At 59.6% G+C, this 24755-nt stretch carries 22 protein-coding genes and 2 tRNA genes; 15 read left to right on the forward strand and 9 right to left on the reverse strand.

What is annotated here, in order from left to right:
* Positions 1 to 2: 2 nt before the first annotated feature.
* The 7 genes from HYP802_RS0105655 (at position 3) to HYP802_RS0105685 (ending at position 6565) form a co-directional block, all read left to right on the forward strand.
* Complete coding sequence (locus HYP802_RS0105655) at positions 3 to 1388, forward strand: ATP-binding protein (RefSeq protein WP_013946149.1); 1386 nt, start codon at positions 3 to 5, stop codon at positions 1386 to 1388.
* Positions 1389 to 1579: 191 nt separating this feature from the next.
* Positions 1580 to 2152 carry a thermostable hemolysin gene (locus HYP802_RS22105; protein ID WP_157135385.1) on the forward strand — a complete coding sequence of 191 codons (573 nt, stop codon included), beginning with the start codon at positions 1580 to 1582 and terminating at the stop codon, positions 2150 to 2152.
* A complete protein-coding gene (locus HYP802_RS22110; RefSeq protein ID WP_013946151.1) occupies positions 2145 to 3635 on the forward strand; it encodes an AMP-binding protein in 1491 nt (496 codons plus the stop codon). Before HYP802_RS22105 ends, HYP802_RS22110 begins: the two co-directional genes overlap by 8 nt.
* The gene (locus HYP802_RS0105670; RefSeq protein ID WP_013946152.1) at positions 3632 to 4300 is read left to right on the forward strand and encodes an iron-containing redox enzyme family protein; all 669 of its coding nucleotides are present in this window, start codon (positions 3632 to 3634) and stop codon (positions 4298 to 4300) included. Before HYP802_RS22110 ends, HYP802_RS0105670 begins: the two co-directional genes overlap by 4 nt.
* The gene (locus HYP802_RS0105675) at positions 4257 to 5141 is read left to right on the forward strand and encodes an SDR family NAD(P)-dependent oxidoreductase (protein WP_244420962.1); all 885 of its coding nucleotides are present in this window, start codon (positions 4257 to 4259) and stop codon (positions 5139 to 5141) included. Before HYP802_RS0105670 ends, HYP802_RS0105675 begins: the two co-directional genes overlap by 44 nt.
* Positions 5142 to 5192: 51 nt before the next feature.
* Positions 5193 to 5882: a tetratricopeptide repeat protein gene (locus tag HYP802_RS0105680; RefSeq protein WP_013946154.1), complete on the forward strand. Its 690-nt coding sequence runs from the start codon at positions 5193 to 5195 to the stop codon at positions 5880 to 5882.
* A gap of 38 nt (positions 5883 to 5920) precedes the next feature.
* Positions 5921 to 6565 carry a methyltransferase domain-containing protein gene (locus HYP802_RS0105685; protein ID WP_013946155.1) on the forward strand — a complete coding sequence of 215 codons (645 nt, stop codon included), beginning with the start codon at positions 5921 to 5923 and terminating at the stop codon, positions 6563 to 6565.
* Between the two features lie 952 nt (positions 6566 to 7517).
* Here HYP802_RS0105685 and HYP802_RS0105690 read toward each other — a convergent pair.
* Positions 7518 to 7603 (reverse strand) — tRNA-Leu (locus tag HYP802_RS0105690).
* A gap of 198 nt (positions 7604 to 7801) precedes the next feature.
* Here HYP802_RS0105690 and HYP802_RS0105695 point away from each other — a divergent pair.
* On the forward strand, positions 7802 to 8776 hold the full coding sequence (locus HYP802_RS0105695; protein ID WP_013946166.1) for a complex I NDUFA9 subunit family protein: 975 nt from the start codon (positions 7802 to 7804) through the stop codon (positions 8774 to 8776).
* Positions 8777 to 8919: 143 nt separating this feature from the next.
* Here the strand turns inward: HYP802_RS0105695 and HYP802_RS0105700 are convergent, their stop codons facing one another.
* Both HYP802_RS0105700 and HYP802_RS0105705 read right to left on the reverse strand, forming a co-directional pair.
* Entirely contained in the window at positions 8920 to 9207 is a 288-nt protein-coding gene (locus HYP802_RS0105700) for a DUF1150 domain-containing protein (protein WP_013946167.1), read from the reverse strand.
* A gap of 140 nt (positions 9208 to 9347) precedes the next feature.
* Positions 9348 to 9791: an Hsp20 family protein gene (locus HYP802_RS0105705; RefSeq protein ID WP_013946168.1), complete on the reverse strand. Its 444-nt coding sequence runs from the start codon at positions 9789 to 9791 to the stop codon at positions 9348 to 9350.
* 266 nt (positions 9792 to 10057) lie between these two features.
* On the opposite strand from HYP802_RS0105705, the gene HYP802_RS0105715 reads away from it, so the two are divergent.
* Both HYP802_RS0105715 and pqqA read left to right on the forward strand, forming a co-directional pair.
* The gene (locus tag HYP802_RS0105715) at positions 10058 to 10747 is read left to right on the forward strand and encodes a hypothetical protein (RefSeq protein ID WP_013946170.1); all 690 of its coding nucleotides are present in this window, start codon (positions 10058 to 10060) and stop codon (positions 10745 to 10747) included.
* A gap of 152 nt (positions 10748 to 10899) precedes the next feature.
* Positions 10900 to 10989: a pyrroloquinoline quinone precursor peptide PqqA gene (gene pqqA / locus HYP802_RS22115; protein ID WP_015598624.1), complete on the forward strand. Its 90-nt coding sequence runs from the start codon at positions 10900 to 10902 to the stop codon at positions 10987 to 10989.
* 77 nt (positions 10990 to 11066) lie between these two features.
* Here pqqA and HYP802_RS0105725 read toward each other — a convergent pair whose 3' ends face one another.
* The 5 genes from HYP802_RS0105725 to HYP802_RS0105745 form a co-directional block, all read right to left on the reverse strand.
* Positions 11067 to 12887: an ATP-binding cassette domain-containing protein gene (locus HYP802_RS0105725; protein WP_013946171.1), complete on the reverse strand. Its 1821-nt coding sequence runs from the start codon at positions 12885 to 12887 to the stop codon at positions 11067 to 11069.
* Positions 12888 to 12948: 61 nt separating this feature from the next.
* Entirely contained in the window at positions 12949 to 13164 is a 216-nt protein-coding gene (locus HYP802_RS0105730) for a YbdD/YjiX family protein (RefSeq protein WP_024275318.1), read from the reverse strand.
* Between the two features lie 5 nt (positions 13165 to 13169).
* Positions 13170 to 15221 carry a carbon starvation CstA family protein gene (locus tag HYP802_RS0105735; protein ID WP_024275319.1) on the reverse strand — a complete coding sequence of 684 codons (2052 nt, stop codon included), beginning with the start codon at positions 15219 to 15221 and terminating at the stop codon, positions 13170 to 13172.
* Positions 15222 to 15475: 254 nt separating this feature from the next.
* A tRNA-Ala gene (locus HYP802_RS0105740) sits at positions 15476 to 15551 on the reverse strand.
* Between the two features lie 90 nt (positions 15552 to 15641).
* Positions 15642 to 16016, reverse strand: a complete 375-nt coding sequence (locus HYP802_RS0105745; RefSeq protein ID WP_013946176.1) for a TIGR02300 family protein — start codon at positions 16014 to 16016, stop codon at positions 15642 to 15644.
* 236 nt (positions 16017 to 16252) lie between these two features.
* Between HYP802_RS0105745 and aroA the strand changes: the two genes are divergently transcribed.
* Together aroA and cmk are read left to right on the forward strand one after the other, a co-directional pair.
* Positions 16253 to 17593 (forward strand): 3-phosphoshikimate 1-carboxyvinyltransferase, encoded by a 1341-nt coding sequence (gene aroA / locus HYP802_RS0105750; RefSeq protein WP_024275320.1) that lies wholly within the window; start codon positions 16253 to 16255, stop codon positions 17591 to 17593.
* A complete protein-coding gene (gene cmk, locus HYP802_RS0105755) occupies positions 17590 to 18225 on the forward strand; it encodes a (d)CMP kinase (protein ID WP_035575721.1) in 636 nt (211 codons plus the stop codon). The genes aroA and cmk overlap by 4 nt, the downstream gene beginning before the upstream one ends.
* 35 nt (positions 18226 to 18260) lie before the next feature.
* On the opposite strand, the gene HYP802_RS0105760 is transcribed toward cmk, so the two are convergent.
* Positions 18261 to 18533: a PepSY domain-containing protein gene (locus tag HYP802_RS0105760; RefSeq protein WP_013946179.1), complete on the reverse strand. Its 273-nt coding sequence runs from the start codon at positions 18531 to 18533 to the stop codon at positions 18261 to 18263.
* Between the two features lie 221 nt (positions 18534 to 18754).
* Between HYP802_RS0105760 and aceE the strand changes: the two genes are divergently transcribed.
* Genes aceE through lpdA form a run of 3 tightly spaced genes read left to right on the forward strand, consistent with a single transcriptional unit; the run spans position 18755 to position 24483 of the window.
* Positions 18755 to 21430 (forward strand): pyruvate dehydrogenase (acetyl-transferring), homodimeric type, encoded by a 2676-nt coding sequence (gene aceE / locus HYP802_RS0105765; RefSeq protein ID WP_024275322.1) that lies wholly within the window; start codon positions 18755 to 18757, stop codon positions 21428 to 21430.
* Between the two features lie 20 nt (positions 21431 to 21450).
* Positions 21451 to 22722, forward strand: a complete 1272-nt coding sequence (locus HYP802_RS0105770) for a 2-oxo acid dehydrogenase subunit E2 (RefSeq protein ID WP_013946181.1) — start codon at positions 21451 to 21453, stop codon at positions 22720 to 22722.
* Between the two features lie 9 nt (positions 22723 to 22731).
* Positions 22732 to 24483 carry a dihydrolipoyl dehydrogenase gene (gene lpdA / locus HYP802_RS0105775; protein ID WP_013946182.1) on the forward strand — a complete coding sequence of 584 codons (1752 nt, stop codon included), beginning with the start codon at positions 22732 to 22734 and terminating at the stop codon, positions 24481 to 24483.
* The last annotated feature ends 272 nt before the right edge of the window (positions 24484 to 24755 follow it).

Below are 24755 nucleotides of genomic sequence, written 5' to 3' on the forward strand. Positions count from 1 at the left end.
GCATGCAGAGTCCGAAAGCAGCACCGTCGATCTGGCTGCGATTGATCGTTGGCCTTGTTACAGTTTCGCTACTTGCCGCAACGGCCACGAGCTGGCTGATTTACGAGAGATTTGTCTCGACAAATTCTGAGTTTAGGGATCGCACGCTTCAGAACGACGCACGTGCTATAAAAAATCTTCTTCAGCGTGCGGCCGAAGGGAGGCCGCTTCAGCTTTCGGATTTCCTGACAGACGACTTCCGAAACGGGAACGGCAAGTTTGCCATCGTTAGCGAAAACGGAGTTCTTCTGGCTGCCTCAACTGGTGTCAACGCGCCGCTGGCTCCGATCGACGGCCAAAATACCCGCGATTTCTTCGTTTCGGCGGCCGATAGGCGAAAAGGACGACTGTATGGTTTTACCCTCAAAGGGATGTTTGGATCAAAGCCAGTTTGGATTCAAATCGCATTACCACAAGGTGAGGCGGCCTTTGACTCCTTGCTACAAAACTTTGTCGTCGATATCGGATGGATCTGGCTGCCCTTCGTCATCTTCGTCCTGCTAACAAATCTTCTTGTTGCCCGGATCGGTTTGCGGCCGTTACGGATCGCCGCTTTGCAGGCCGAATCCATTGGCCCGAGTGCTGTTTCGACTAGGTTGTCAAATGAAGGACTTCCACGTGAGGTGGACGCGCTGGTGAGTTCTGTAAACAGGGCTCTCGACCGGCTCGAAATCGCATTCCATTCTCAGCAGCATTTCATCGCTGATGCTGCGCATGAACTGAGAACGCCCATTGCGGTGATCAAAGCCCACGTCGGCATTCTCCCCAATTCGCCTGAAATTGAGTCTCTCAAGGAGGAGATCAGGGCTGCCGAACGCCTCGTCAATCAGCTGCTCGATTCGGCTCGGCTGGATGTCGTCGTGTTGGACGCAACTGATGTGACGGATCTCAACTCGATTGTCGAAGAAGTCGTTCTGCAACTTGGGCCGATGGCCATCAAATGCGGCAAGTCCCTGGAGGTTTTACCTTGTCCGAAGAAGGTCGAGGTGAATGGTTGCCACGATATGCTGACGTCCGCCGTGCGCAATCTGGTCGAGAACGCAATTCGCTTCACCGCCCCTGGCACGTCTGTCGTGATGGTCGTTTCTTACCCTCCCGCGCTTGAGGTAATAGATCACGGGCCTGGTGTTAAGGTGGAAGAGCGCGAGCGCATATTTAAGCGCTTCTGGCAAGGTACGCGGGACCGAGGCGGCGGCGCCGGATTGGGCCTCGATATCGTTGCACGCACTGTTGCTGCTCTTGGCGGATCCGTGTCCGTAGGCGATGCCCCAGAAGGAGGCGCGGTGTTTACATTGCGCTTTCCACCGCCAAAAGACGGGACGCGGACGACAGACGTTCGCTCTTCGTAATTTGCAAAATTACGAGCCCATCTTACTTCACTGCTATTGCCACATATCGCCTTCATCGAGAGGCTGCCCCCTCGCCTTCGAACTAAACATCGGACCCAACTTTTCATTGTGATTTCTTGAAGGCTGTAAGCACGCCGTAAGCGCTTACCTCGATGGTCATGACCGGTCGCAACAACGAGGGGAGCGATTCGGTGCAGATCATTGTCGTGACGCAGAGCCATGCTCGTCGGTCCGAGGTTGAGCACTTCATTGCTGATGTTTATCGTAGTCATTACGGGGCGTCCGTTCCAGAATTTCCACCTACACTCCTTGCTTTGCTCGGGCGCGATGGTAATTGGCTGTGCGCTTCGGGACTGCGCTTTGCCGAGTGCGATTTTTTTTCCGAGTGCTATCTTGATGAACCGATCGAGATACTTCTCGCACGAGCTTCTGGGGCAGCTGTAGATCGCGAAAGCATCTTCGAGGTTTCTGGCCTCGCCAGCCGTGCACCGGCGCGGGCCGCACAATTTCTTCACTACATCGTTTCGTATGGTGACACCGCTGGCTTCGACTGGGCCTTCTTCACCGCCACCAAGCGCCTACGCAGTCTCCTCAGCGCTCTCGGCCTACCGCACATCGTCTTGGGAGATGCTTACAAGCAGCGCGCCCAAAATCCCCAAGTGTGGGGATCCTATTACGACGGCGCGCCGCTCGTTTGTGCTGTCAGCCGCTCTGCGGCGCAAATCTATCTCAACAAGCAGACGAGCACGGTGGTCCATGCTTGATATCATCTCCGCACTGCGCCGCAACGCTATCGACCAAGATGCCTCTCCGGCTTTTTCCGATGACTCTGGCTCGCTAACGCACGCTGATCTTTCAGCCCGTGTCGCTGAATGCGCGGCCAATCTGGAGTCGTTGCCCCAACACCTGGGACTTTTGGGAGAAAACTCAAACGACGCGGTCGTCGCGCAACTCGCAGGTTGGGTCGCAGGCAAAATAATCGTCCCAATTCCTGCATTCTTCAGCTCTGAACAGCAGAAGCACATTCTTGCCGACTGCAGAATTTCGCACGTCATCGCGACTCCGACCGCGGTCGATGCGGCGCGCCAGCTCGGTGTCGAGGTTGTGCCGGTGACGAACGGGCGCCGGGGCTCTCCGCCCGAGCTTCGCCATGGTGGCGGACAAATCATCTACACATCAGGAAGCACTGGGCGCCCAAAGGGCGTGCGGCTTGCCTTGTCCCAGATCGAGCGCTCGGCAGCCATGTTGGCGCAGGCGACATGCGCCACGCAAGACGACTTGTATCTTTCTGTGCTGCCGCTTCCCCTGCTGCTCGAGACGATATGCGCGATCTGCGTGCCGTTGTTCGCCAAGGCACGCACGCGCTTCGATCGGGCCATGACCGCCTCGGTGGCACGAGGCCAGCCGCAAGGACTGAGCGCAACCTTTGCCAAGCATGATCCGACAACTTCCGTCCTCGTACCCGAGCTTCTCGCCACATGGGTGGCGGAGCTCGATGCAAGCGGCAAAAGGGCACCGACTAGTCTGCGTTTTGTTGCTATCGGCGGTGCCCCTGTTGCGACAGCCATGGCCGATAAGGCCTGGAGCAAAGGCATCCCCGCGCATGAAGGCTACGGTCTTTCCGAATGCTGTTCCGTCGTCGCAGTCAACCGCCCCGGCATGCGCAGACCCGGAACGGTGGGACAGCCGCTGCCAGGTTTGAACATCGGCATCGAAGACGGCGAGATCGTCGTCGACGGGCCGACGATCATGCAGGGTTATCAGAATGGCTGCGATGCGGCCCATCCTTGGCGGACCGGTGATCTGGGTATGCTCGACGCCGATGGCTATCTCCGGATCCTCGGCCGCAAGGATAACCTTATCGTCAATTCGTTCGGCCGCAATGTGAGCCCCGAATGGATCGAGGCACTGATAACGACGGACGAGCGAATTGCCGCGTGCGCCGTGCTGGGTCACGGCGAGCCATATTTGAGCGCACTCATAGTTCCGAGTTCTCGAGGTGCAGATTGGTTCGCCACTGCCAGCAAAGAAGAAGTGCTGTTGGCGCTCTCCAATATCTGCCGCGACGCCCCTGTGTACGCGATACCGCGCGATTTGGTCCTGCTCGCTCGCAACGATGCAGTTCGGCGCAACCTTCTCACGCCCAACGGCCGATTCCGTCGCGCGTTACTGCCTGACGCCTACGCCGAGATCAAAGCCGCCGCCGAGCGGCATCCTGTTACGCAAGAAGAGGAGATGAGCGCATGAGCTTTTACGACGCGTTGCAAGCCGAGACAGCAACTGACCGTCAGGCCTTCCTGTCCATACCGCTCATTCAGACGGCCATGCAGAAAGGAGCGTCCCGCGAACTTTACGTCGACTTTCTCACGCAGGCCTATCACCACGTGAAGCACACCTTTCCACTGTTGGCGTTCGCTTCTGCACGCACGCACGATGAGACCTACCAGGATGCACTCGTCGAATACATGGAGGAAGAGCGCGGGCATGAGAAGTGGATACTCGATGATATTCGCGCATTCGGTAGCGATATCGAAGCGGTGAGATGTGGCGTGCCGGGACAGGCATGCCAGATCATGGTCGGCTATACCTACTATGCGATCGAGTGGATCAGCCCCTATGCAATGCTCGGCAGCGTGCATGTGCTGGAGGGAATGTCGACGATGCTGGCCGACAAAGCCGCTGACGCCATTCAGCGCTCACTTGCTCCTCCGGACAAGTCAGGCTTCTCCTACCTTCGCTCGCACGGTGCGCTTGATATTCAGCACGTCGCCTTTTTCAAAAGCCTTGTCGACGGGATTTCAGCTGAGGCGCGTCCCGTCATCATCTCGACATCGAAGATTATTTATAGGCTCTACGGCGACATCTTCCGTGAGCTATCTCTGCGCCATCCGGGCCTCCGCGATGCAGCTTAAGGGTAAGCTAGCCGTCATAACTGGCGCGGGTTCGGGCATCGGCCGCCAGCTTGCTGTCGAAGCGGCTCGGCGAGGTCTGACGGTGGCATTAATCGGCCGCCGCGCCGACGCATTGCATGGAACGCTCGAGATGATGGACCAGCAACGCAATCACGTGGCGCTTCCCGGCGACATCACGGATCCGGAAATTCGCATCGCCTTGAAAAACTACATCGCGCACTGGTGGGGGCGGCTCGACGTTCTTGTCAACAACGCTGGTGTGCTAGCCGTCGGGCCGCTCGCGAGTACCAGCGACGCCGAACTGGAGCGTCTGATGAAGACAAATGTAATCGCGCCAGCAGCTCTAATTCGTGAGCTGCTGCCGTTGCTTCATCGTGGAGCTCCCTCGCGAGTTGTCAACATCGGGTCCATGTTCGGTGACATTGCCTACCCACTGTTTGGAGCCTACTCGGCGTCTAAATTCGGCCTTCGCGGGCTTTCGATTGCACTGCGGCGCGAGTTCAAGGAGTTCGGCGTCGGCATTACTTATGCGGCGCCGCGCGCAACAAAAACGGATGCATCTAGCAACTTCGCACGTCTCATCGATCCGCTGCGGATGCGCGTCGATGATCCTGCGAAGGTCGCGCGCGATATCTGGGCGGCCGTCGCACGTGATGCGGACAGCGTCTATGCGAAAGGCCCCGAGCGTCTGTTCGTACTCGTGCAGAGACTGTTCCCGCAGCTCGTTGATCGCTCGCTCGAGGCACAGATGGCGGACACGCGCGTGCGTGCATTCTTAATGAGCCAGAACGCATCCCCTACGACGCTTGAAGTCGGATTGCGGAGCAGTGGCAGCACATGAAAATCGCAAGTCAGCCGCAGACTCAAAAACAAGCAACCAATGAGGAAACTCATGAAACTGGCTAACAATCGCCTCACAATCGCTGCCGCTGCCATCACCGCAGTGATCGCCAGCGGATTCGTATCGCATGCCAAGGCCGCTCCAGCTGCAAAAAGTCACTTCGACGAGGACGTTCTAAGCGTTGCCAATGACTGGGCACGCGTCAAATATTTGAGCAAATCGAATGACGAGCGCCAGCGGAATATGGATGCGGTTGGAGCTAAGGCCGATGAGCTCGCGCAGCGGTATCCCGATCAGCCAGAGGCCTTGATTTGGGACGGCATCGTTACCAGCGAACGCGCTTCGCTCACGTGGGGGATCGGCGCTCTCAACCTCGCCTCGAAGGCGCGCGACGTGCTTCTTAAAGCTGAAAGCTTGAATCCCAAGGCCGCCGACGCCGGTGCACCCACCAGCCTCGGCGTCCTCTATTATCGCGTGCCCGGTTTTCCCTTCGGTTGGGGCGACAAAGACAAGGCCCGCGCTTATCTGGAGGAAGCGGTCAAGAACGCCCCAAACGGGAGAGACGCCCACTATTTCTATGCTGACTTCCTGTACGAGCAGGGAGAATACAAGGCAGCTGAGTATGAGCTGAAACAAGGGCTGTCATCTCCGGCGCATCCGGAGCGGCCCATCTGGAACACGTATTTCCCGAAGGTAATGCAAGGCCTCCTCGCCAAAGTGCAGGAAAAAGAACGCTCGTGATGGGCGGACTTTGCATGCATTGAAGAAAAAGGACCGCCATGCACATGGTCTCGATCTGGGCCGGCCTCGGCAAGCAACTGCGCACGCCTAGCGGGCGCTACGGCCGGTTTGCTGGTCGGCTAATGGCACTCATTAATGGCGCACCATACAGGTGCGCCATTGCTGCGCTCGACGTTCAGCCCCACGATACGGTGTTGGAACTTGGTTTTGGCCCGGGCCGAGGCATCGTCAGCCTGGCACGACAAGCCATGCGGGGAAAAGTGCTCGGAATCGATCATTCGCCCGAGATGCTCGACATCGCCAAGCGCGCCAACCGTCAAGAAATTTCCCACGGCCGAGTGCATCTACGTCTCGGTCATTTTGACGATCTTCCTTATGCTGATGACAGCATCAGTAAGGTGATCGCGATCAACGTCGCCTATTTCTTCGGCATTGAGGGCAAGGAGATTGCCGAGATCTATCGGGTGTTGCAGCCCAAAGGACGCGTCGTGATCTACGTCACTGACCGCGCAACTATGCGCAAGTGGAAGTTCTCGGGCTCTGACACCCACAGGCTCTATGACGCCGCCGACCTAAACCGCACCCTTCGCCAGGGCGGCTTCGACGACCAGGACATCTTCATCGAAATGATCAGGCTGCCCTTTGGCATGCGGGGCTTGGTAGCGGCGGCGGTCAAGAACTGAAGGACGGATTGCGCACGACGGGATCGTCAAAGACAACAACGCGGAGAATGCAAAGGCGAAAATATGATACGAATTGCGCTTCTTTTTTTATTGGTCTCGCCGCTTGCTCTCACGGCTTGCTCGACCATGCAGAACCATGACATGCCGCCCCCCGACATTCGCGATAGTCAGGTCACGCCACCATAAGAGGATCCGCCGACGTGCTGACGACGTGCTGATCCAGCTTATGACTGAATGAAGGGCCGCGTTCGCCACTTTTGTTCCCCCCTATGTTTCGGTAGCCCGAGCAGAACATAAACGACCGATTTCTCGGACCGGCTCGCACCGCTTTCCGCTAAATGGCCATTAGCAGAATAAGTCATGCGGTGGACTGTCTGAATAGGAATAGACCTGCACAAACGAACCTCAATCTCTCCGAGAGCAATCGAGGCGATAACCGCTTTCTCGTACTACCGCTCGATCCCCAGAACTTGAGGGCTTTCATGACTGCTTTCGATCGCTTTCGACAATTCAGAAAATCTATAGAGGCTTGCTCTTCCTCCCATTGCAGACATTTACGGTGAGCTGTCTGAGTGCCTTCCCACGACTCCGCCGATGACCGCTTGTGGGATGAAGCAACGTTTCAATTCTTCGTATGTGACGAGATTTGACGCTTGGCGGTCTGATGCGCGCAACGTCGTTCGTGCTGGTTTGGATTTTGATTGCAGGCCGGGAGGGTCCGTCTCCGCTCTATCGTCGATGGACGGTATAACGAGCCAGCGAAGTTCCAGGTTTGCCGCTGCCTACTAAGCAAAACCGAAAAGACGCTAGTCCGTGCCAGAACACAATTTTCAACTAGCGGAAACGTTTCTTCTCGATGCGGAAGAACCTATTGCTGTTAAAAATGGTACCCATTTGCGGGGGTATACACAAAACAAACTAAGTTATTGATTCCATTTGTAAATTTAGCTTGTGGTGCCCAGAAGAGGACTCGAACCTCCACGCCTTGTGAGCGCTAGTACCTGAAACTAGTGCGTCTACCAATTCCGCCATCTGGGCTTGCGGGTGTCAGGTAAATTGGTCCGCAGCGGAAGTCAATTGCGTGACGTATGCATCTTGCAGGCTTTTGGGGCCACATCGCCTGAGCCAGGCCAGATTGCGGGTAAAGTCGTCCTTCGTGTGCTTCACACGGTCGCTCAGGCTCGCTAGATGTGAGGCTGGCCGGGAGGCCGGCCGACGGCTGCAGCGAGGTTTCGAATGGCAGGAAACGGTAAACTAGCGACGGTTTTCGGCGGGTCCGGATTCGTCGGGCGTCATATCGTGTGGTCGCTCGCGCGAAAGGGATACCGGGTGCGTGCTGCGGTCCGCAGACCGGATCTCGCGGGCTATCTGCAACCCATGGGCGTCGTCGGGCAGATCTTTCCGGTCCAGGCCAATCTGAGATTTGCCGATTCGGTGGCGCGGGCAGTTGAGGGGGCTGACGTCGTCATCAACGCTGTCGGGATTTTGGCGCCGACAGGGGCACAGTCCTTCGACGCGATCCACGTCGAAGGCGCCGCCAGGATCGCGAAAGCCGCGAAGGCCGCGGGCGCCGAACGCCTTGTTCACATCTCGGCTATCGGCGCGGATAAGACCTCGCCGGCCAAGTACGCCCAGACGAAGGCGCTGGGCGAGGAGGCGATGTTCGCAGGCTTCCCCGGCGCCTTGGTGCTGAGGCCGTCGATCGTTTTCGGTCAGGAGGACGAGTTCTTCAATCGCTTCGCCGCTATGGCGCGGGTTAGTCCGTTTCTGCCTCTGATTGGCGGCGGCGTTACGAAGTTCCAGCCGGTGTTCGTCGGCGACGTCGGTCATGCTGCTGCAGCGGCGGCAACCGGCGCGGGTACGCCCGGCACGACCTACGAACTTGGCGGGCCGCAGGTTTCGACCTTCAAGGAGCTTTTGAAGCTGACGCTCGACTATTCGGATCGCAAGCGGCTTTTGCTGCCCCTTCCGTTCTGGATGGCCAAGCTCATGGCTGCGCTGACCTGGCCGCTGCCGAATACGCTTCGGCCGATGACGGTCGATCAGGTCCGGTTGCTGCAGTCAGATAATGTGGTGTCTGAGGGTGCCAAAAAGGACGGTCGGACAATCATGGCGCTCGACGTTCCGCGGCCAGCCGCCGTCGATGGCGTGGTTCCGGCGTATCTTGAGCGTTTCAAGGCACGGGGCCAGTACGCCCATTACCATCCGTGAGCTTTGCTTAAGCTGCGCTGCTTGTAAGCGCGAAAGCCTTCGGCACGCCGGCCGCCCATGCCTTTGGGCGGCCCCCTGCCGGTTCATAGCACCCCCCCCTGTGGGCCGGCGGACGATTTATACGTCGCCCGTTCAGCCGCGGGTCAGTGTAGCGGTGCGATCGACAACTCGTCTTCCTGAGCATGCCCGATTGCGGCCTGCAGCGTATCGGTCAACGCGATGGGCGTGCCGTCAGCCGCATGCAGCGAGAACAGAGGGATGCCCTTTGGCAAGCCTTCGATCTGCGGAAACATTTCCAGAGCTTCGTCCGAGGTCAATGTCTTGATGTAAGCGACCTCGCCGCCGCCAAGCCGTGCAAGCTCCAGTTCGCTCATGACCGGCGCGACGGCATCGTGGATGTCGGCAGATTTCGCGGTGGACTTAGTATTCATGACGCTCTTCCTCCTTGTGTCGAGGCCGGGCTCTCATCGCAAACCGGGAACCGCGGCCCACACAGGGGCCTCTCGATCTGCTCGTCTGCTCCGATCCTCCGACGATTCGGTCGCTTGCGCTGTGACGCGAAAGACTCAGCTCAGGTGCGGCTTTTGGTTGACTGGGCCGCTCCGATCTCAATCCGGCGTACGAGGCGCTCAGGCTCAAGCCGCTGCAAGTCGACGGCCAGGAGGCCATTCGCAAGCTCTGCGCTTTTGACCTCGATGCCATCTGCAAGGACGAACGTTCGCGAAAACTGCCGGGATGCGATGCCCCGGTAGAGATAATCGCGAGCCTTATCGTCCTGCTGCTTGCCACGAACCGTCAATTGTTTGTCTTCGAGCGTTATCTCGAGGTCGTCACGCGTGAACCCAGCCACAGCCAGGGTGATCCGCAAAAGCTCACCGGAATCGCCGTCCTTGGCGACCCTTTCTATATTGTACGGTGGGTAACCATCCCCGCCTTTGGTCGCGCGGTCAACCAACCGCTCGATCTCTTCAAAACCCAGAAGCAGGGGGTTCGAAAGTGCCGTTACACGCGTCATATGAAGGTCCTTAAGCAAGCGACCAACGTCCTATTCCCAGATGCCTTGCGGCCATCTGCCTCGCCGTCACAACTGCCCGGCGATTTAGTCAAGATATGGGAACCGGTGACCGGTCTTCAAGCGGCAGGGGACGTCGCGCGGACCGGGCGTGTCGCTGGCACCTCGGGAAGCCGGAAATCAGGGATTATTCGGAATTCCGCCTTAGTGCTGCCTGCCTTGGCCGCGAAGACGCAGGGCTTTTTAGCTCAGGTTCGCATGGGGAATTCATGACGCCGGCTTCCGCGCTCTTTGTCTCGGTCTTTGCCTTTTTCTCTCTTTCAGCCGGTTCGGCCGCCATCGCTGAGGATGCGGCCAAGCCGGCCGCCGCCGGAGACTCCGGGACCGTTCTCGGCGACCCGGACGGTCCGCTGACGCCGGAGGAGAAAGCCGAGAAGGAAGCGCGGAAGGCGTGCAAGGTCGACCTCTGCCGTGCTTTTCACTCAAAAGATGCATCGGGTCCTGACATCGCCTGCCACGTCATCAAGAGTTGGCGGAAGGAGCAGTTGGCGAAGCTTGTCAGCAAGGTGAAGATTACTTGGCCGTACGAGGGTGCGCATTGCTCGATGGATCTCAACCTGAAGAGAGCCGACCTCGTTAAGGCGATGGCTGAGCCGAAAGCGGAAATCCAGTTCGCCAAGCATACCGTGACGTGTTCGATCGCGAGCGAGAAGAAGGGTTCGACGGACTTTTCATTCGAGCTGACGCCGAAGGTGACGTTCGAGAACGGCAAAGCTGTCAAAGCCAAGGCCGAGTGGGGCAAGATTGGAGCGCCAACTCTGATCAAAAGCGCGCTTTGGACTGCGACCGCCGCTGACAATACCGTGAACATTCTATCGGGTTCTATTGTCGAAGAAGTGAACACGTTCATCGGCAAGCGATGCGATGAGGTGAAAGATCAATGGGCTGCCAAGCAATAGGCAGCTCGCATATCAATTCGCAAAAGCGAAGTGTTATAATGTTATTAGACGCGCTTATGAGCGATTATTGCAAATACGATTGGCCCCCGTGGGTTCGACGATATAGGTAGCTTCCGTTGTGAAGCGTGGACTAACCACTCTTGGAGGAACCCATGAAGACGTGGTCGAAGCCCGAAGTTCGTGAGCAGGAAGTTGGTCTCGAAGTGACCAGCTACCTCCCGGCTGAGATCGACGTCATCTAACTCAGGTGATGTCGGCTTAGGTCGAACTTTGAGCGGCGGTCGAGGGCACTCGGCCGTCGCTTTTATATGTGCGAACGTCAGCCGGAATTTTCGATGGCTTCGCGCTTTTCTTCCAGTTCCAGCCAAAGCGTTTCAGCGGTTTCGAGCTGCTGCTGAGCCTGTTGCAGGCGTTCGCTTGTCTTATCGAATGCGGCGCGATCGCGGGTGAAAAGCTCGGCGTCGGCGAGTTTGGCGCCGAGGGTTTTAATTTCCGTCTCAAGCTTTGCAATCTCGCCGGGAAGTGTCGATAGCGCGTGCTTGTCCTTGAAGGACAGCTTCTGTCTTGCGGGCGAGGCGGCGGAAGATGCAGCGTTGCCTTCCGACGGTTTTGCTGATGACGCGGCTTTTTTTTGATCTTTCTCTAAAGCATCGCCTTTGCGCTGGGCGAGCATATCGGAATATCCGCCGGCATATTCGGTCCAATTCCCGTTTCCGGTCGGGGCCAATACGCTCGTTACAATTCGGTCGAGAAAATCGCGATCGTGGCTGACGAGGAGAATCGTGCCGCCATAATCCGACAGCAATTCCTGCAGCAGATCGAGCGTTTCAAGATCGAGATCGTTCGTCGGCTCATCGAGCACGAGGACATTCGAGGGCTTTGCGAGCGCGCGAGCCAACATCAGACGGGCGCGCTCTCCGCCTGAGAGCACACGGACGGGTGACAGCCGCTGCTCGGGAAGGAACAGAAAGTCCTTCATGTAGCTCGCGACGTGACGTGCCTTGCCGTTGATGACGACCTGGTCGCCGCGGCCGCCGGTCAAGGCATCCGCGACGGTCCAATTCGGATTGAGTTCGTCGCGGCGCTGGTCGAGCGCGACAACTTCGAGATTGGCGCCGTGGCGGATCGTGCCGCTGTCCGGTGCGATCTGGCCGGTCAAAAGCTTGATGAGCGTCGTTTTGCCTGCACCGTTCGGACCAACGATACCGAGCCGATCGCCGCGCATGATCCGCAGGTCGAGATTCTTGATGATATCGACGCCTTCGTAGCTCTTCGAAATGCCGGTCGCCTCGGCGACAAGCTTGCCGGAGATGCTGCCTTCCGCAGCGTCGAGGCGGACGCTGCCGACGACATGGCGCTGTTCTCGGACCTCCTGGCGCATGGCGCGAAGCTCACGCACGCGGCGGACGTTGCGCTTGCGCCGTCCGGTGACACCACCGTGCATCCACTGGTCTTCGCGAACGATCTTGCGGTCGAGCTTGTGGCGCTCGATCTCCTCTTCTTCGAGAACCTTATCGCGCCAGTCTTCGAAGGCTGCGAAACCCTGTTCAAGCCGCCGGGTCTTGCCGCGGTCGAGCCAGACCGTGGCGCGCGACAGGTTTTCGAGAAAGCGCCGGTCGTGGCTAATGAGAAGCAGCGCCGAGCGCATGCCGAGGAGTGTTGTTTCAAGCCATTCGATGGCAGTCAGATCGAGGTGGTTCGTCGGCTCATCGAGCAGCAGAACGTCGGGCTTGGCGGCAATGACACGCGCCAGAGCCGCACGGCGGGATTCGCCGCCCGAAAGATGCTGCGGCTCGCTGTCTCCTGAAAGGCCAAGTTCGGCCAAAAGATACTCTGCCTGATAAGGATCGTCGGTTGGTCCGAGGCCGGCGACGACATAATCTCGGACGGTCGAGAAGCCATTGAAGTCGGCTTCTTGCGGCAGATAACGAACACTGGCGCTGGGATGGGCAAAGCGCTCGCCGCTATCGGGTTCGACCAGTCCTGCAGCGATTTTCAGCAACGTCGATTTGCCGGAGCCGTTGCGGCCGACGAGGCAGATGCGGTCACCGGGCGCAACCGTCAGTTCCGCGCCTTCGAGCAGCGGCGTGCCGCCGAACGTCAGGTTGATGTCTTTGAGGGTAATCAGGGGAGGTGCCATGCGCCCCTCGTAGCGGGGGATGCGTGCGGGATCAATCGCAACCTCGCGCTCCGTGCGTCCGTCAGCAGCAGCGGTTGATTTTGCCGCTGCCCTCGCCGTAGCGGCTCGCCTGTCGTTCGCGGAAAAAGGCCTCGTAGCTCATGACCGGCTCGTCGGGATGCGCGTGGCGGCGATGGGCGACGTAAGCGTCATAATCGGGAATGCCGACCATGAGGCGGGCAGTGCGGATGATGCGCTGGGCGAGCCTGAAAATCGGAGCCGTGACGGTTTCGCGCATGGGGCTTACTCCGCTGGAACGGCGGCAGCTTCGCGCGCCGTTACGTGAGGGTTGTCGAGCGCCCGGACGATGGCCCGTATGCTGAAGCCTGCCATCGCGATGACCACTGCGCCCAGCAGGGCCGTCAACGTGGCGTTGACGTAGTCATTGAAGACAATGCGGTGCATGTCGGCAATGGATTTGGCGGGCGCCAGGATTTGGTCCGCAGTGAGCGCGCTTGCGAATTTATCCGCATGGGCGAGAAAGCCGATGGCTGGATTATCGCTGAAGATTTTCTGCCAGCCTGCGGTCAATGTGCAGACGCCGAGCCATGTCGCGGGCGCGAGCGTGACCCAGGCATAGCGTTCGCGTTTCAGCTTGAAGAGAACGACCGCCCCTAAAAGCAGCGCGATGCAGGCGAGCATCTGGTTCGAAATGCCAAACAGCGGCCACAGCGTGTTGATGCCGCCCAACGGATCGACGACCCCTTGATAAAGGAAATAACCCCAGCCGAAAACCGCGATGCCGGTCGCGACGATGTTGGCGCTCCAGGATTTGGTCGCTCTGAACGAGGGGATGGCGGTGCCGATGAGATCCTGGATCATGAAGCGTGCGACGCGTGTTCCCGCGTCGATCGTTGTCAGGATGAAAAGCGCCTCGAACAGGATGGCGAAGTGATACCAGAACGCCATCAGCGCTTTGCCGCCAATGGCGTTTGAAAGGATTTCGGCCATGCCGACAGCAAGCGTCGGGGCGCCGCCCGTGCGCGACAGAATCGTCGTCTCGCCGACGTCAGTCGCCGCTTGTTTCAACACATCCGGTGTAATCGCGAAACCCCATCCGGAAATTGCCGATGCGGCGGTTTCGGGCGTTGTGCCGATCAGCGCGGGCGGGCTGTTCAATGCGAAGTAGATGCCAGGTTCGAGCGTCGTCGCCGCGACCATGGCCATGATCGCCACGAAGCTTTCCATCAGCATCGCACCGTAGCCGATGACACGGGCGTTCACTTCATTGTCGAGCATCTTCGGCGTCGTGCCCGATGAAATCAGCGCATGAAAGCCGGATATCGCACCGCAGGCGATCGTGATGAAGAGGAACGGAAAGAGGCTCCCGGAGAAGACCGGGCCCGAGCCGTCGACGAATTTCGTCACGGCGGGCATTTTGAGGTCGGGCAGGACGACGAAGATGCCGAGCGCGAGGCCGACGATGGTGCCGATTTTCAGAAACGTCGAAAGGTAGTCGCGCGGCGCCAGCAAGGCCCAGACCGGAAGAACGGATGCAACGAAGCCATAGGCGATCAGCATCATCGAAAGCGTTTCGCCGGAATAATCGAACAAGGGAGCAAGTGTTGCGTCGGCGGCGACGTGGCGGCCGAAGATGAGTGACAGCATCAGCAACACGAAGCCGATCAGCGACATTTCTCCGATCCGGCCGGGTCGCATGAAGCGCCCGTAGATCCCCATCAGGACCGCGATCGGGATAGTCATAGCGACAGTAAATGTCGCCCAGGGACTGTGTGTCAGGGCTTTGACGACAACGAGGGCCAGCACGGCAAGCAAAATCACCATAATAATCAGGACGCCGATCATGGCGATGGTGCCGGCGATGTCGCCTAGCTCGCTGCGGATCATTTCGCCGAGCGAGCGGCCGTCGCGGCGCACGGATGCCCAGAGCACGATGAAATCCTGCACCGCACCCGCGAACACGGCGCCTGCGATCAGCCACAGCGTGCCGGGCAGATAGCCCATCTGTGCCGCTAGAACCGGCCCGACGAGGGGACCGGCGCCCGCGATTGCCGCGAAGTGGTGGCCGAACAGCACCGTTTTGTCGGTCGGGCAGTAGTCCAGGCCGTCATTGAAGCGCTGGGCGGGCGTGAGACGATCTGCGTCGAGCCGTAAAACCCTGTCGGCGATGAACCGCGCATAGAAGCGGTCGGCCAGTAGATAGGAGCAGATGGCGGCCATGACGAGCCAGATGGCATTGATCGTCTCGCCGCGCGAAAGCGCAACGATGCCGAGCGCGACAGCGCCGAGCACCGCGACGCTGGTCCACATGAGTTTTGCTGGGATGTTCGTCATCGTCTCCGTCCCTTGACGCCCGCGATTATGCTTCGCAAGTCGCCGTTTGGCCGGAGACTACATAAAATGTGTGGTGAAGAGCCAGCAGGGCCCGTTACGTGGATGGCCGTCTGCGCGGCCATGACGGGATTATTGATTGCAGGGGCTCCGTCGCTGCGCGACTTTTCTTCGCCCTATGGGCTTGCCGAGCCGGAACCCATGGGGCGCCAAATTGCGCGCAGGGTTGGCGTGGCGGCTGTGCGCGAGTGAAAAATTGGTGGAGCTAACCGGGATCGAACCGGTGACCTCTTGCATGCCATGCAAGCGCTCTCCCAGCTGAGCTATAGCCCCGAACCACTTCAAGCGGCGGGGCTGGTTCCCGCCGAAGACCCGCCTGATAAGTCGTCTTTGCAAAAACTGCAAGGACGTTCGACAGGAATATTAGGGCTCTTCGTCGCCCTCGCCTGCCGGGCCGCCGATGATGTTAGACACATCGCCGCCCTCTTCTTCCTCTTCCTCGAGGAAGGTCTCGTCATCGTCAGCGCCGCCGGCGTCATCCGTCTCGACGTCCGCCAAAGCCTCTTCGCCCTCGACTGCCGGCAAATCACCGTCGTCATCGCTGACGGGTTTCTTGGCCTTCTTAGCGGCAAGATCACGCTGTTCGGCCTGCAGAGCCGCCAGCGCTGCCGGGGACGATGCGATCACGTATTTCGTGCCGCAAAACGGGCAAATGATCGGGTCGTGTCCCAGATCATAAAAGCGCTCGTCGCAATTCTGACAGGTGCGCTTCGTCCCGCGCTCTTGCTTGGTCGCCATTCGTCGTGCCTCAGTTCTCGGAAATTCAAGGGAGCCCGTCTGCCATAGGCGTCGCCCCCTGTCAAAACGAAAAGGTGGTGCGGAGTGGGGATGCGTCAAGGTCTTCCCTAATCGAGCGCTTGACCGGACGGCCCCGGTGCCGTTGACAGAGCGTCGCGGCGCGGTGTCTATCCGGAGCGAAATTTTCCGGAAAATTGCCCGCCGGCCCTGAATTCTAACGCTTTGGAACGTCTCAGTTGAACGCGCAATCTCCAGCAACACCGCTCTCAGCGCTCAAGGCCGGCCCACTCGTAGGGCGGGTCAGGGTTCCGGGCGACAAATCGATCTCGCACCGGGCGCTCATTTTTGGGGCATTGGCGACAGGTACAACGCGGATCAAGGGACTTTTGGAGGCCGAGGACGTCATCAACACGGCTCGGGCTGTCGCGGCGCTAGGGGCTTCGGCTGAGAAGCAGGGCGATCTTTGGGTCGTGAAGGGGCGAGGCGTGGGTGGCCTGCGGACGCCGGACGGGCCGCTTGATTTCGGCAATTCGGGTACCGGGACGCGGCTGATGATGGGGGGCGTCGCAGGGCACCCGATCACCGTAACGATGACGGGCGATGCCTCGCTTTCGCGGCGGCCGATGCGGCGGGTCTTAGGGCCGCTGGTCGAGATGGGCTTGGAGATTATGGAGCCCGGCAAGGAGACGCTGCCGCTGACGCTTCGCGGCACGAGCGAGCTTATGCCGATCGTGTATCGGCTGCCGGTGCCGTCGGCGCAGGTGAAAAGCGCGGTTTTGATCGCGGGTCTGCACGCAGCCGGGAAAACGACCGTCATCGAGCGCGAGCCGACGCGCGATCATACCGAGCGCATGCTCCGGCATTTCGGCGCGACCGTTACGAACGAAACGAAGGGCGAAGAGACGCATATCACCGTCGATGGTGACGCTGAGCTGGCCGGCAAAGACATCATCGTTCCCGGCGATCCGTCATCGGCCGCGTTTCTCGTGGCGGCAGCGCTGATCGTGCCGGGGTCCGATATCACCGTCGAAGGCGTGCTCGTCAATCCGACGCGGACGGGTCTTTATCTGACGCTGCAGGAGATGGGCGGCGATCTCACGTTCGAGAATGCGCGCGAAGCAGGGGGCGAGCCGGTCGCTGATATTCGCGTCAGATATTCGCGGCTGAAGGGTGTGCATGTCCCGGCCGAACGGGCGCCGTCGATGATCGACGAATACCCGGTTCTGGCGGCGATCTCGGCGTTTGCGGAAGGGCAGACGCGGATGGACGGCTTGGCGGAACTGAAGGTCAAGGAAAGCGATCGCCTGCAGGCGACGGCTGCGGGCCTCATCGCGAACGGTGCGCGCGCGGACGTCGAGGGCGATACGCTGATAGTTGAAGGTGGAAGCGGGCTCAACGGCGGCGGCACCGTCACGACGCATCTGGATCATCGCATCGCGATGGCGTTTTTGACGGCCAGCCTCGCCAGCGAGACGCCCATTGTTGTCGATGACGCGACGATGATTGCGACAAGCTTTCCGGAATTCCGGCCGATCATGGAAACGCTAGGTGCGCGTTACGCCGGGGTGGCGGGATGACCCTGATCATCGCCATCGACGGACCGGCCGCATCGGGCAAAGGTACGCTTGCGAGGCGTGTTGCGGCGCATTTCAGTCTGCCGTGGCTTGATACGGGATTACTTTATCGGGCAGTGGCGCGCGACGTGCTAGCAAATGGCGCAGCGCTCGATGACGTTGCTGCAGCGGAGGCTGCGGCGCGTGCGATCTTAGCGGAAACGCTCGACGATCCGGCGTTACGTGGGCCGAAGGCCGGCGACGCGGCGTCCATCGTGGCGAAAATTCCGGAAGTTCGCGCCGCGCTTCTCGATTATCAGCGCGCCTTCGCTGGGCAGGACGGGGGCGCCGTGCTGGACGGCCGGGATATTGGCACGGTCGTTTGTCCTGGAGCGCATGTAAAGGTTTTCGTCACGGCGTCCGACGAGGCGCGGGCGCAGCGGCGCTTTTTGGAGCATCAGGGGCGCGGCGAAAACATTTCGTATGATGATCTGCTAACGGATATTCGGCAACGCGATGCGCGCGACCGTGGGCGCTCCACGGCGCCTATGCTAGCCGCGCGAGACGCGATGCACCTCGATACGACCGAGCTTGATGCCAATCAGGCTTTCGACGCCATGATGACGTTGATCAGGACCAGGCTCGGCAGTCTCTAAGCGTCCGAGGCCTACATTTCGCGATCCGGAAATCCTCAGTCGTGGTCAATCTCTTCCTTTAAGAGCGCCCCGGAATGAGGATCGACATGGAACTCCGTGATCTTACCGTTTTTGACGCCCTTGCCTTCCCAATAGCCATCGTCAGCGTGAAGGCCGGTGATATTTGAATATCCCGCGGCTTCCAGCTTCTTCGTCACGTGTTCCTCGGGCATCCAGTCGGCGCCGGGGACGTCGTTATCGGCAAAGGCGGCTGCGCTTCCGGCCACTCCGAGAACCATTGCGAGTGCTATTGTTTTTATAGCGTTCATTTTCGCGGCTCCTATGCAGATTTATCGAAGATCAAAGCACAACGCAGTTCCTTAAGGTGAGGTTGCGACGCGCCGTGCAATGCCGGACATTTTCGCGGAGCGAGGTCGCAAACGAGGTTCTGCATAACCAATTCACTTTAGTGGCATAAACGGCGGTCAGGCGTTTGTGTTAAACAGTCGGGCAAGGTCGCCAACGAAAGCGTTTTCGAGCGAAGGACGGTATGGGCAAAGAGGAACAAAAGTCTTCGAAGGCCGAGGACGCCGAAATCCAGGATTGGCGCGAGTCGATCTCGTCCGTCATCGCCTACGAAGGCACCGAGCGGGCCGACGATATTCTGGGTGAGGTGGTTGAGCGGGCGCGTGCAAGCGGTGCAGCGATCCCGTTTGCATCGAGCACGGCGTACATCAACACTATCCCCGTTCGCGATGAGGCACCGCTTCCGGGCGATCGCGATCTTGAGCATCGAATTGCCGCGGCAATCCGATGGAACGCCGCCGCGATGGTGCTTCGCTCCAACAAGGAGTCGAGCGAGCTTGGCGGGCACATCGCCAGCTATCAGTCGGCGGCGACGCTTTATGAAACCGGCTTCAATCATTTCTGGCACGCGCCGTCAGAGGAACATGGCGGCGATCTCGTGTTGATCCAAGGCCACTCTTCGCCCGGCATTTATGCGCGAGCGTTTCTGGAAGGGCGGCTGACCGAAGATCAGCTTTTGAATTTTCGGCAGGAAGTCGGCGGGCGCGGGCTGTCATCTTACCCGCATCCCTGGCTGATGCCGGATTTCTGGCAATTCCCGACGGTCTCCATGGGCCTCGGGCCGCTTATGGCGATCTATCAGGCGCGCTTTCTCAAATATCTGCACGCACGCGGGCTTGCGGACACCGAGGGCCGGAAGGTTTGGGTATTTTGCGGCGACGGCGAGATGGACGAGCCGGAAAGTCTCGGCGCGATTTCGCTTGCGGGCCGAGAGAAGCTCGACAACCTAATTTTCGTCATCAATTGCAACCTGCAGCGCCTGGACGGGCCGGTGCGCGGCAACGGCAAGATCATCCAGGAACTCGAACGGAATTTCCGCGGTGCCGGATGGAACGTCATCAAGGTTATTTGGGGTTCGCAGTGGGACGAGCTTCTGGCGAAGGACACGACGGGCAAGCTTCGCCAGTTGATGGAAGAATGCGTCGATGGCGAATACCAAGTCTTCAAGTCGCGCGATGGGGCATTCATTCGCAAGCACTTCTTCGGCCGCTATCCGGAGACGGCGGCGCTCGTCGAAGATTGGTCGGACGACAAGATCTGGCGGCTGACGCGCGGCGGTCACGATCCCTCGAAAGTCTATTCGGCTTATGCCGAAGCGGTTGCGCACAAGAACCAGCCGACGTGCATCCTGGCGAAAACCGTCAAAGGCTACGGCATGGGCGCGGCGGGCGAGGGCACGATGCTCGCGCACTCGTCCAAGAAGATGGACATCGATACGCTGCGTCAGTTCCGCGATCGCTTCAAGATACCGGTGAGCGACGCGGAGATGGAAAAGCTACCGTTCGTCCGCCTGCCGAAAGGGTCGCCGGAAGACGACTATCTGCACGCGATGCGCGACAAGCTCGGTGGTTATCTTCCGCAACGGCGGCGGAAGTCGATCTCGCTCGAAGCACCGCCGTTGTCGCTGTTCGAATCGCAACTCAAAGGCTCGGACGGACGCGAGATTTCGACGACAATGGCGTTCGTCCGCATTCTGACGGCGCTGATGCGCGACAAGGCGCTGGGTCGCCGCATCGTGCCGATCGTGCCCGATGAGAGCCGCACGTTCGGCATGGAAGGTATGTTCCGGCAGTTCGGCATTTTCAGTCAGGTCGGGCAGCTCTACGTGCCGCAAGATGCCGATCAGCTGATGTTCTATAAGGAAGACAAGCACGGTCAGATGCTGCAGGAAGGCATCAACGAGGCTGGTGCGATGGCGTCGTGGATCGCGGCCGCAACGAGCTACGCGACGTCGAACGTGCCGATGGTGCCGTTCTATATCTTCTATTCGATGTTCGGATTCCAGCGCGTCGGCGATCTTGCCTGGGCGGCCGGTGACGAGCGTTCGCGCGGCTTTCTGATCGGCGGCACGTCGGGGCGGACGACACTCAACGGCGAAGGTTTGCAGCATGAAGATGGGCATAGCCATCTCATGTCGGCGACGGTGCCGAACTGCGTGTCCTACGATCCGACATTCAACTACGAGGTCGCCGTCATCATTCAAAGCGGTCTCAAGCGCATGCTGCAGGATCAGGAGGACGTGTTCTTCTATCTGACGCTGCTGAACGAGAACTACGAGCATCCGCCGATGCCGGAGGGTGCTGAGGCCGGCATCATCAAGGGGATGTATCTTTTTCGCGAGGCGGCGAAGAATGCCAAAGGCCACAAGGTGCAGTTGATGGGCTCGGGCGCTATTCTGCGCGAGGTCATCGCGGCCGCCGATTTGTTGCGCGACGATTGGGGTGTGGAAGCCGATATCTGGAGCGTGACGAGCTTCACCGAGCTTGCGCGCGAAGCGCACGACGTTGAGCGCTGGAACCTGCTGCACCCGACAGAGACGCCGCGCGTGCCCTATGTCACGCAGATGGTTTCGGGCCGCGGCGAAGGGCCGGTGATTGCATCGACCGACTACATCAAGATGTTTGCGGAGCAAATCCGTCCGTCCGTGCCGAACAAATATTCGGTGCTTGGAACGGACGGCTTTGGCCGCTCGGACTATCGCCGCACGCTGCGGTATTTCTTCGAGGTCGATCGTCATTTCGTGACGATTGCGGCGCTGAAGGCGCTGGCTGATGAAAATAAGATTCCGTCGATCAAGGTGGCGGAAGCCATCTCGAAATACGGGATTGATCCCGAAAAGCCCAATCCCGCGCATAGCTGATAACGTACAGGTTCGCTCTCATGCCGCTCGTCGATGTCAAAGTTCCGAATATCGGTGACTTCGAAAATGTGCCGATCATCGAGATTCAGGTAAAGCCCGGTGATGAGGTCAACGCCGACGATCCGCTGATTACGCTTGAAAGCGATAAGGCGTCGATGGATGTGCCGTCGCCTGTGAAAGGCAAGGTCGCAGAAATTCTCGTAACGATCGGCGATAAGGTCAGCGAGGGGAGTGCCATTTTACGGCTCGACACGGCGGGCGAGAGCAAGAGAGAACCGGACGCAAACGGCAAAAGCCGCGAAGCGGACGCCGCTCCGAAATCCAAGGCAGCGGAAAATTCTTCCCCCGCTGAGCCCCCCGAAGAAAGCGAACTGCCGCCGCCTGCCGATTTCGATGCCGTCTTTGCGAGTCCGTCTGTCCGACGTATCGCGCGCGAACTTGATGTCGATCTGACGAAAGTGAAAGGCACGGGCAACAAGGGGCGGATCACCAAGGAGGATGTAAAGGCTTTCATTGCGCGGAGCGGAACGCCAGCGGGATCGGGCGCGGCAATGTCCGGCATTCCGGAAATCCCGCCGCAGGATTTTGCGAAGTATGGGCCTGTCGAGACGAAGCCGATGTCGCGTTTGAAGCGGCTGACCGGTCCCAATCTGCATCGCGCGTGGCTCAACGTCCCGCACGTCACCAACTCGGACGATGCCGATATCACCGATCTCGAAGCCTATCGCAAAGAACTCGACGCGACGGCAAAGACGAAGGGCTATCGAGTGACGCTTGTCGCGTTTCTGCTGAAGGCTTCCGTCTCGGCATTGAAGGAGTATCCCGAGGTCAACGCGTCGCTCGCGCCGGGCAAGGATGCGCTGATCCTGAAGCGCTATTACAACATCGGCGTCGCGGTCGACACGCCGGATGGACTAGTCGTGCCCGTGATCAAGGATGTCGACCGCAAGGGCATCCTGGAACTCAGTCAAGAGTTGACGGCGGTATCGGCGCGGATGCGCGACGGCAAGATTACGCCAGCGGATATTCAGGGCGCGACGTTCTCGATTTCGAGCCTCGGCGGCATCGGCGGCACGAACTTCACGCCGATCGTCAATGCACCGGAAGTCGCTATTCTCGGCGCAGTGCGCGCGCAGATGAAGCCGGTTTGGGATGGCTCGACATTTCAGCCTCGGCTGATGCTCCCGCTGTGCCTGTCCTACGATCACCGCGTGGTCGACGGCGCGCTTGCAGCGCGCTTCCTGCGCAAGATCTGCGATGCGCTGGCAGATGTGCGGCAGCTGGTGCTATAGGCCGCCGACATGAGCAAAAAAGAAATCCGCGTTCCCGATCTCGGTGACTTCAAGGACGTGCCCATCATCGAGGTGCACGTGAAGGTGGGTGCGAGCGTTGCGCCGGAAGATCCGCTGATTACGCTCGAGAGCGATAAGGCGTCGTTCGACGTTCCGGCGCCGGAAGCCGGGAAGATCGTCGATCTGCTTGTCAAGGTTGGCGACAAAGTGAGCGAAGGCAGCGTGATCCTGACGCTCGAGTCGGGCGCGGCGACGGCTCCATCGCAGCCGGAAGCTCCGAAGAAGACAGAGGTCGCACCTGTCGCGTCTGCTGCGAAAGATTATTCCGGCGATGCGGATCATAACTGCGAGGTGCTCGTGCTCGGCGCTGGGCCGGGTGGCTATTCTGCGGCGTTCCGCGCGGCTGACCTCGGAGCGAAGACCATCCTTGTCGATCGCTGGCCGACGCTCGGGGGTGTCTGCCTGAATGTCGGCTGCATTCCGTCGAAGGCGCTGTTGCACACGGCTTTCGTTGTCGACGAAGCTGCGGCGCTCGCGAAACACGGCATCTCGTTCGGGGCGCCGAAAGTCGATTTGCAAAAGCTCGCAGCCTTCAAGGATGGTGTCGTCGGCAAGTTGACGGGCGGCCTCGCTTCGATGGCGAAGGCGCGTAAGGTGACGACGTTGCGCGGCACGGGCACATTCGCGGGCGCGCACCATCTGAAGGTGCGGTTCGACGATGGGCATGAAGAGGCCGTGCGCTTTGAGAAGGCGATCATCGCTGCAGGATCGGAGGCGGTCGCGTTGCCGTTCATGCCATCGGATCCGCGTATCGTCGATTCAACAGGCGCGTTGGAACTTCGACAGGTTCCGGACAAGATGCTCGTCATCGGTGGCGGCATCATCGGGCTCGAAATGGCGACGGTCTATTCGACGCTCGGCGCGCGGCTCGACGTGGTCGAGTTGCTCGACGGCTTGATGCCGGGGGCGGATCGCGATCTCGTCAGCACCTGGCAGAAGGTCAATGCGCGTCGCTTCGACAAGGTGATGCTGAAGACGAAAGTCGTCGCGGCGGAAGCGAAGCGCGACGGTATCTACGTGACGTTTGAGGGCGAGAATGCGCCGCCTGAACCGCGGCGATACGGTCTCGTGCTCGTGGCCGTCGGACGCAAGCCGAACGGGAAAATGATAGCGGCGGATAACGCGGGCGTAGCAGTTTCCGAGCGTGGCTTCATTCCGGTCGACAAGGACATGCGCACGAATGTCCCGCATATCTTTGCCATCGGCGATATCGCAGACGAGCCGATGTTGGCGCATAAGGCCGTTCATCAGGGGCATGTTGCGGCTGAGAATGCCGCCGGTAAAAAAAGTTTCTTCGATGTGCGGCAGGTCCCGTCGGTCGCCTATACCGACCCGGAGATTACCTGGGCCGGTCTGACTGAGACCGAGGCCAAGGCGCGGGGAATTGCTTACAAAAAAGCGGTGTTTCCGTGGGCGGCTTCAGGCCGGGCCATCGCCAATGGCCGCGATGAAGGCTTCACCAAGCTGCTTTTTGACGAGAAAACAGAGCGGATTATGGGCGGCGCCATCGTCGGAACAGAGGCCGGAAACCTGATTTCCGAGATTTGCCTGGCAATCGAGATGGGGGCCGACGCGGTCGATATCGGCAAGACAATCCATCCGCATCCGACGCTGTCGGAATCGGTCGGCATGGCCGCCGAGGTGGCGGAAGGCGTCTGCACGGACCTGATGCCAGCGAAGTCGCCGCGGCCGAAAAGTTAAGGCCCTGCAACCCTTGCGTTTGCGGGGCCGGTTCGTTATATCCACCCTCATTCGACGTCGCCGTCGGATGGTCATGAGGAAGATCAGCCGGTTGGGCGCCCTATAGGGGCCCCGAATTCTGACCGGTAGGGCTGCGGCCCATCACGGTGACATCATTCCAGAGATATCAGCGCCAATAAACCGGGCATCGCGTTCGCGCGGCTCGGATCAATGGCGTTTTCAACCATTCAACGCAACACGCCCGGCCACAGCGCCGAGCTTACGCCATCAAT

The sequence above is a fragment of the Hyphomicrobium sp. 802 genome, assembly GCF_000526135.1.
Lineage (GTDB): Bacteria > Pseudomonadota > Alphaproteobacteria > Rhizobiales > Hyphomicrobiaceae > Hyphomicrobium_B.

What these genes read in the sequence shown, in the direction of transcription:
- HYP802_RS0105685 (WP_013946155.1), top strand. Translation starts at nt 5,921, where the DNA reads ATGCACATGGTCTCGATCTGGGCCGGCCTCGGCAAGCAACTGCGCACG.
- HYP802_RS0105735 (WP_024275319.1), bottom strand. Translation starts at nt 15,221, where the DNA reads ATGACGAACATCCCAGCAAAACTCATGTGGACCAGCGTCGCGGTGCTC.
- HYP802_RS0105745 (WP_013946176.1), bottom strand. Translation starts at nt 16,016, where the DNA reads ATGGCGACCAAGCAAGAGCGCGGGACGAAGCGCACCTGTCAGAATTGC.
- cmk (WP_035575721.1), top strand. Translation starts at nt 17,590, where the DNA reads ATGACCCTGATCATCGCCATCGACGGACCGGCCGCATCGGGCAAAGGT.
- pqqA (WP_015598624.1), top strand. Translation starts at nt 10,900, where the DNA reads ATGAAGACGTGGTCGAAGCCCGAAGTTCGTGAGCAGGAAGTTGGTCTC.
- lpdA (WP_013946182.1), top strand. Translation starts at nt 22,732, where the DNA reads ATGAGCAAAAAAGAAATCCGCGTTCCCGATCTCGGTGACTTCAAGGAC.
- HYP802_RS0105705 (WP_013946168.1), bottom strand. Translation starts at nt 9,791, where the DNA reads ATGACGCGTGTAACGGCACTTTCGAACCCCCTGCTTCTGGGTTTTGAA.
- HYP802_RS22110 (WP_013946151.1), top strand. Translation starts at nt 2,145, where the DNA reads ATGCTTGATATCATCTCCGCACTGCGCCGCAACGCTATCGACCAAGAT.
- HYP802_RS0105680 (WP_013946154.1), top strand. Translation starts at nt 5,193, where the DNA reads ATGAAACTGGCTAACAATCGCCTCACAATCGCTGCCGCTGCCATCACC.
- HYP802_RS0105700 (WP_013946167.1), bottom strand. Translation starts at nt 9,207, where the DNA reads ATGAATACTAAGTCCACCGCGAAATCTGCCGACATCCACGATGCCGTC.
- HYP802_RS0105770 (WP_013946181.1), top strand. Translation starts at nt 21,451, where the DNA reads ATGCCGCTCGTCGATGTCAAAGTTCCGAATATCGGTGACTTCGAAAAT.
- HYP802_RS0105715 (WP_013946170.1), top strand. Translation starts at nt 10,058, where the DNA reads ATGACGCCGGCTTCCGCGCTCTTTGTCTCGGTCTTTGCCTTTTTCTCT.
- HYP802_RS0105760 (WP_013946179.1), bottom strand. Translation starts at nt 18,533, where the DNA reads ATGAACGCTATAAAAACAATAGCACTCGCAATGGTTCTCGGAGTGGCC.
- aceE (WP_024275322.1), top strand. Translation starts at nt 18,755, where the DNA reads ATGGGCAAAGAGGAACAAAAGTCTTCGAAGGCCGAGGACGCCGAAATC.
- HYP802_RS0105730 (WP_024275318.1), bottom strand. Translation starts at nt 13,164, where the DNA reads ATGCGCGAAACCGTCACGGCTCCGATTTTCAGGCTCGCCCAGCGCATC.
- HYP802_RS0105725 (WP_013946171.1), bottom strand. Translation starts at nt 12,887, where the DNA reads ATGGCACCTCCCCTGATTACCCTCAAAGACATCAACCTGACGTTCGGC.
- HYP802_RS0105655 (WP_013946149.1), top strand. Translation starts at nt 3, where the DNA reads ATGCAGAGTCCGAAAGCAGCACCGTCGATCTGGCTGCGATTGATCGTT.
- HYP802_RS0105670 (WP_013946152.1), top strand. Translation starts at nt 3,632, where the DNA reads ATGAGCTTTTACGACGCGTTGCAAGCCGAGACAGCAACTGACCGTCAG.
- HYP802_RS0105695 (WP_013946166.1), top strand. Translation starts at nt 7,802, where the DNA reads ATGGCAGGAAACGGTAAACTAGCGACGGTTTTCGGCGGGTCCGGATTC.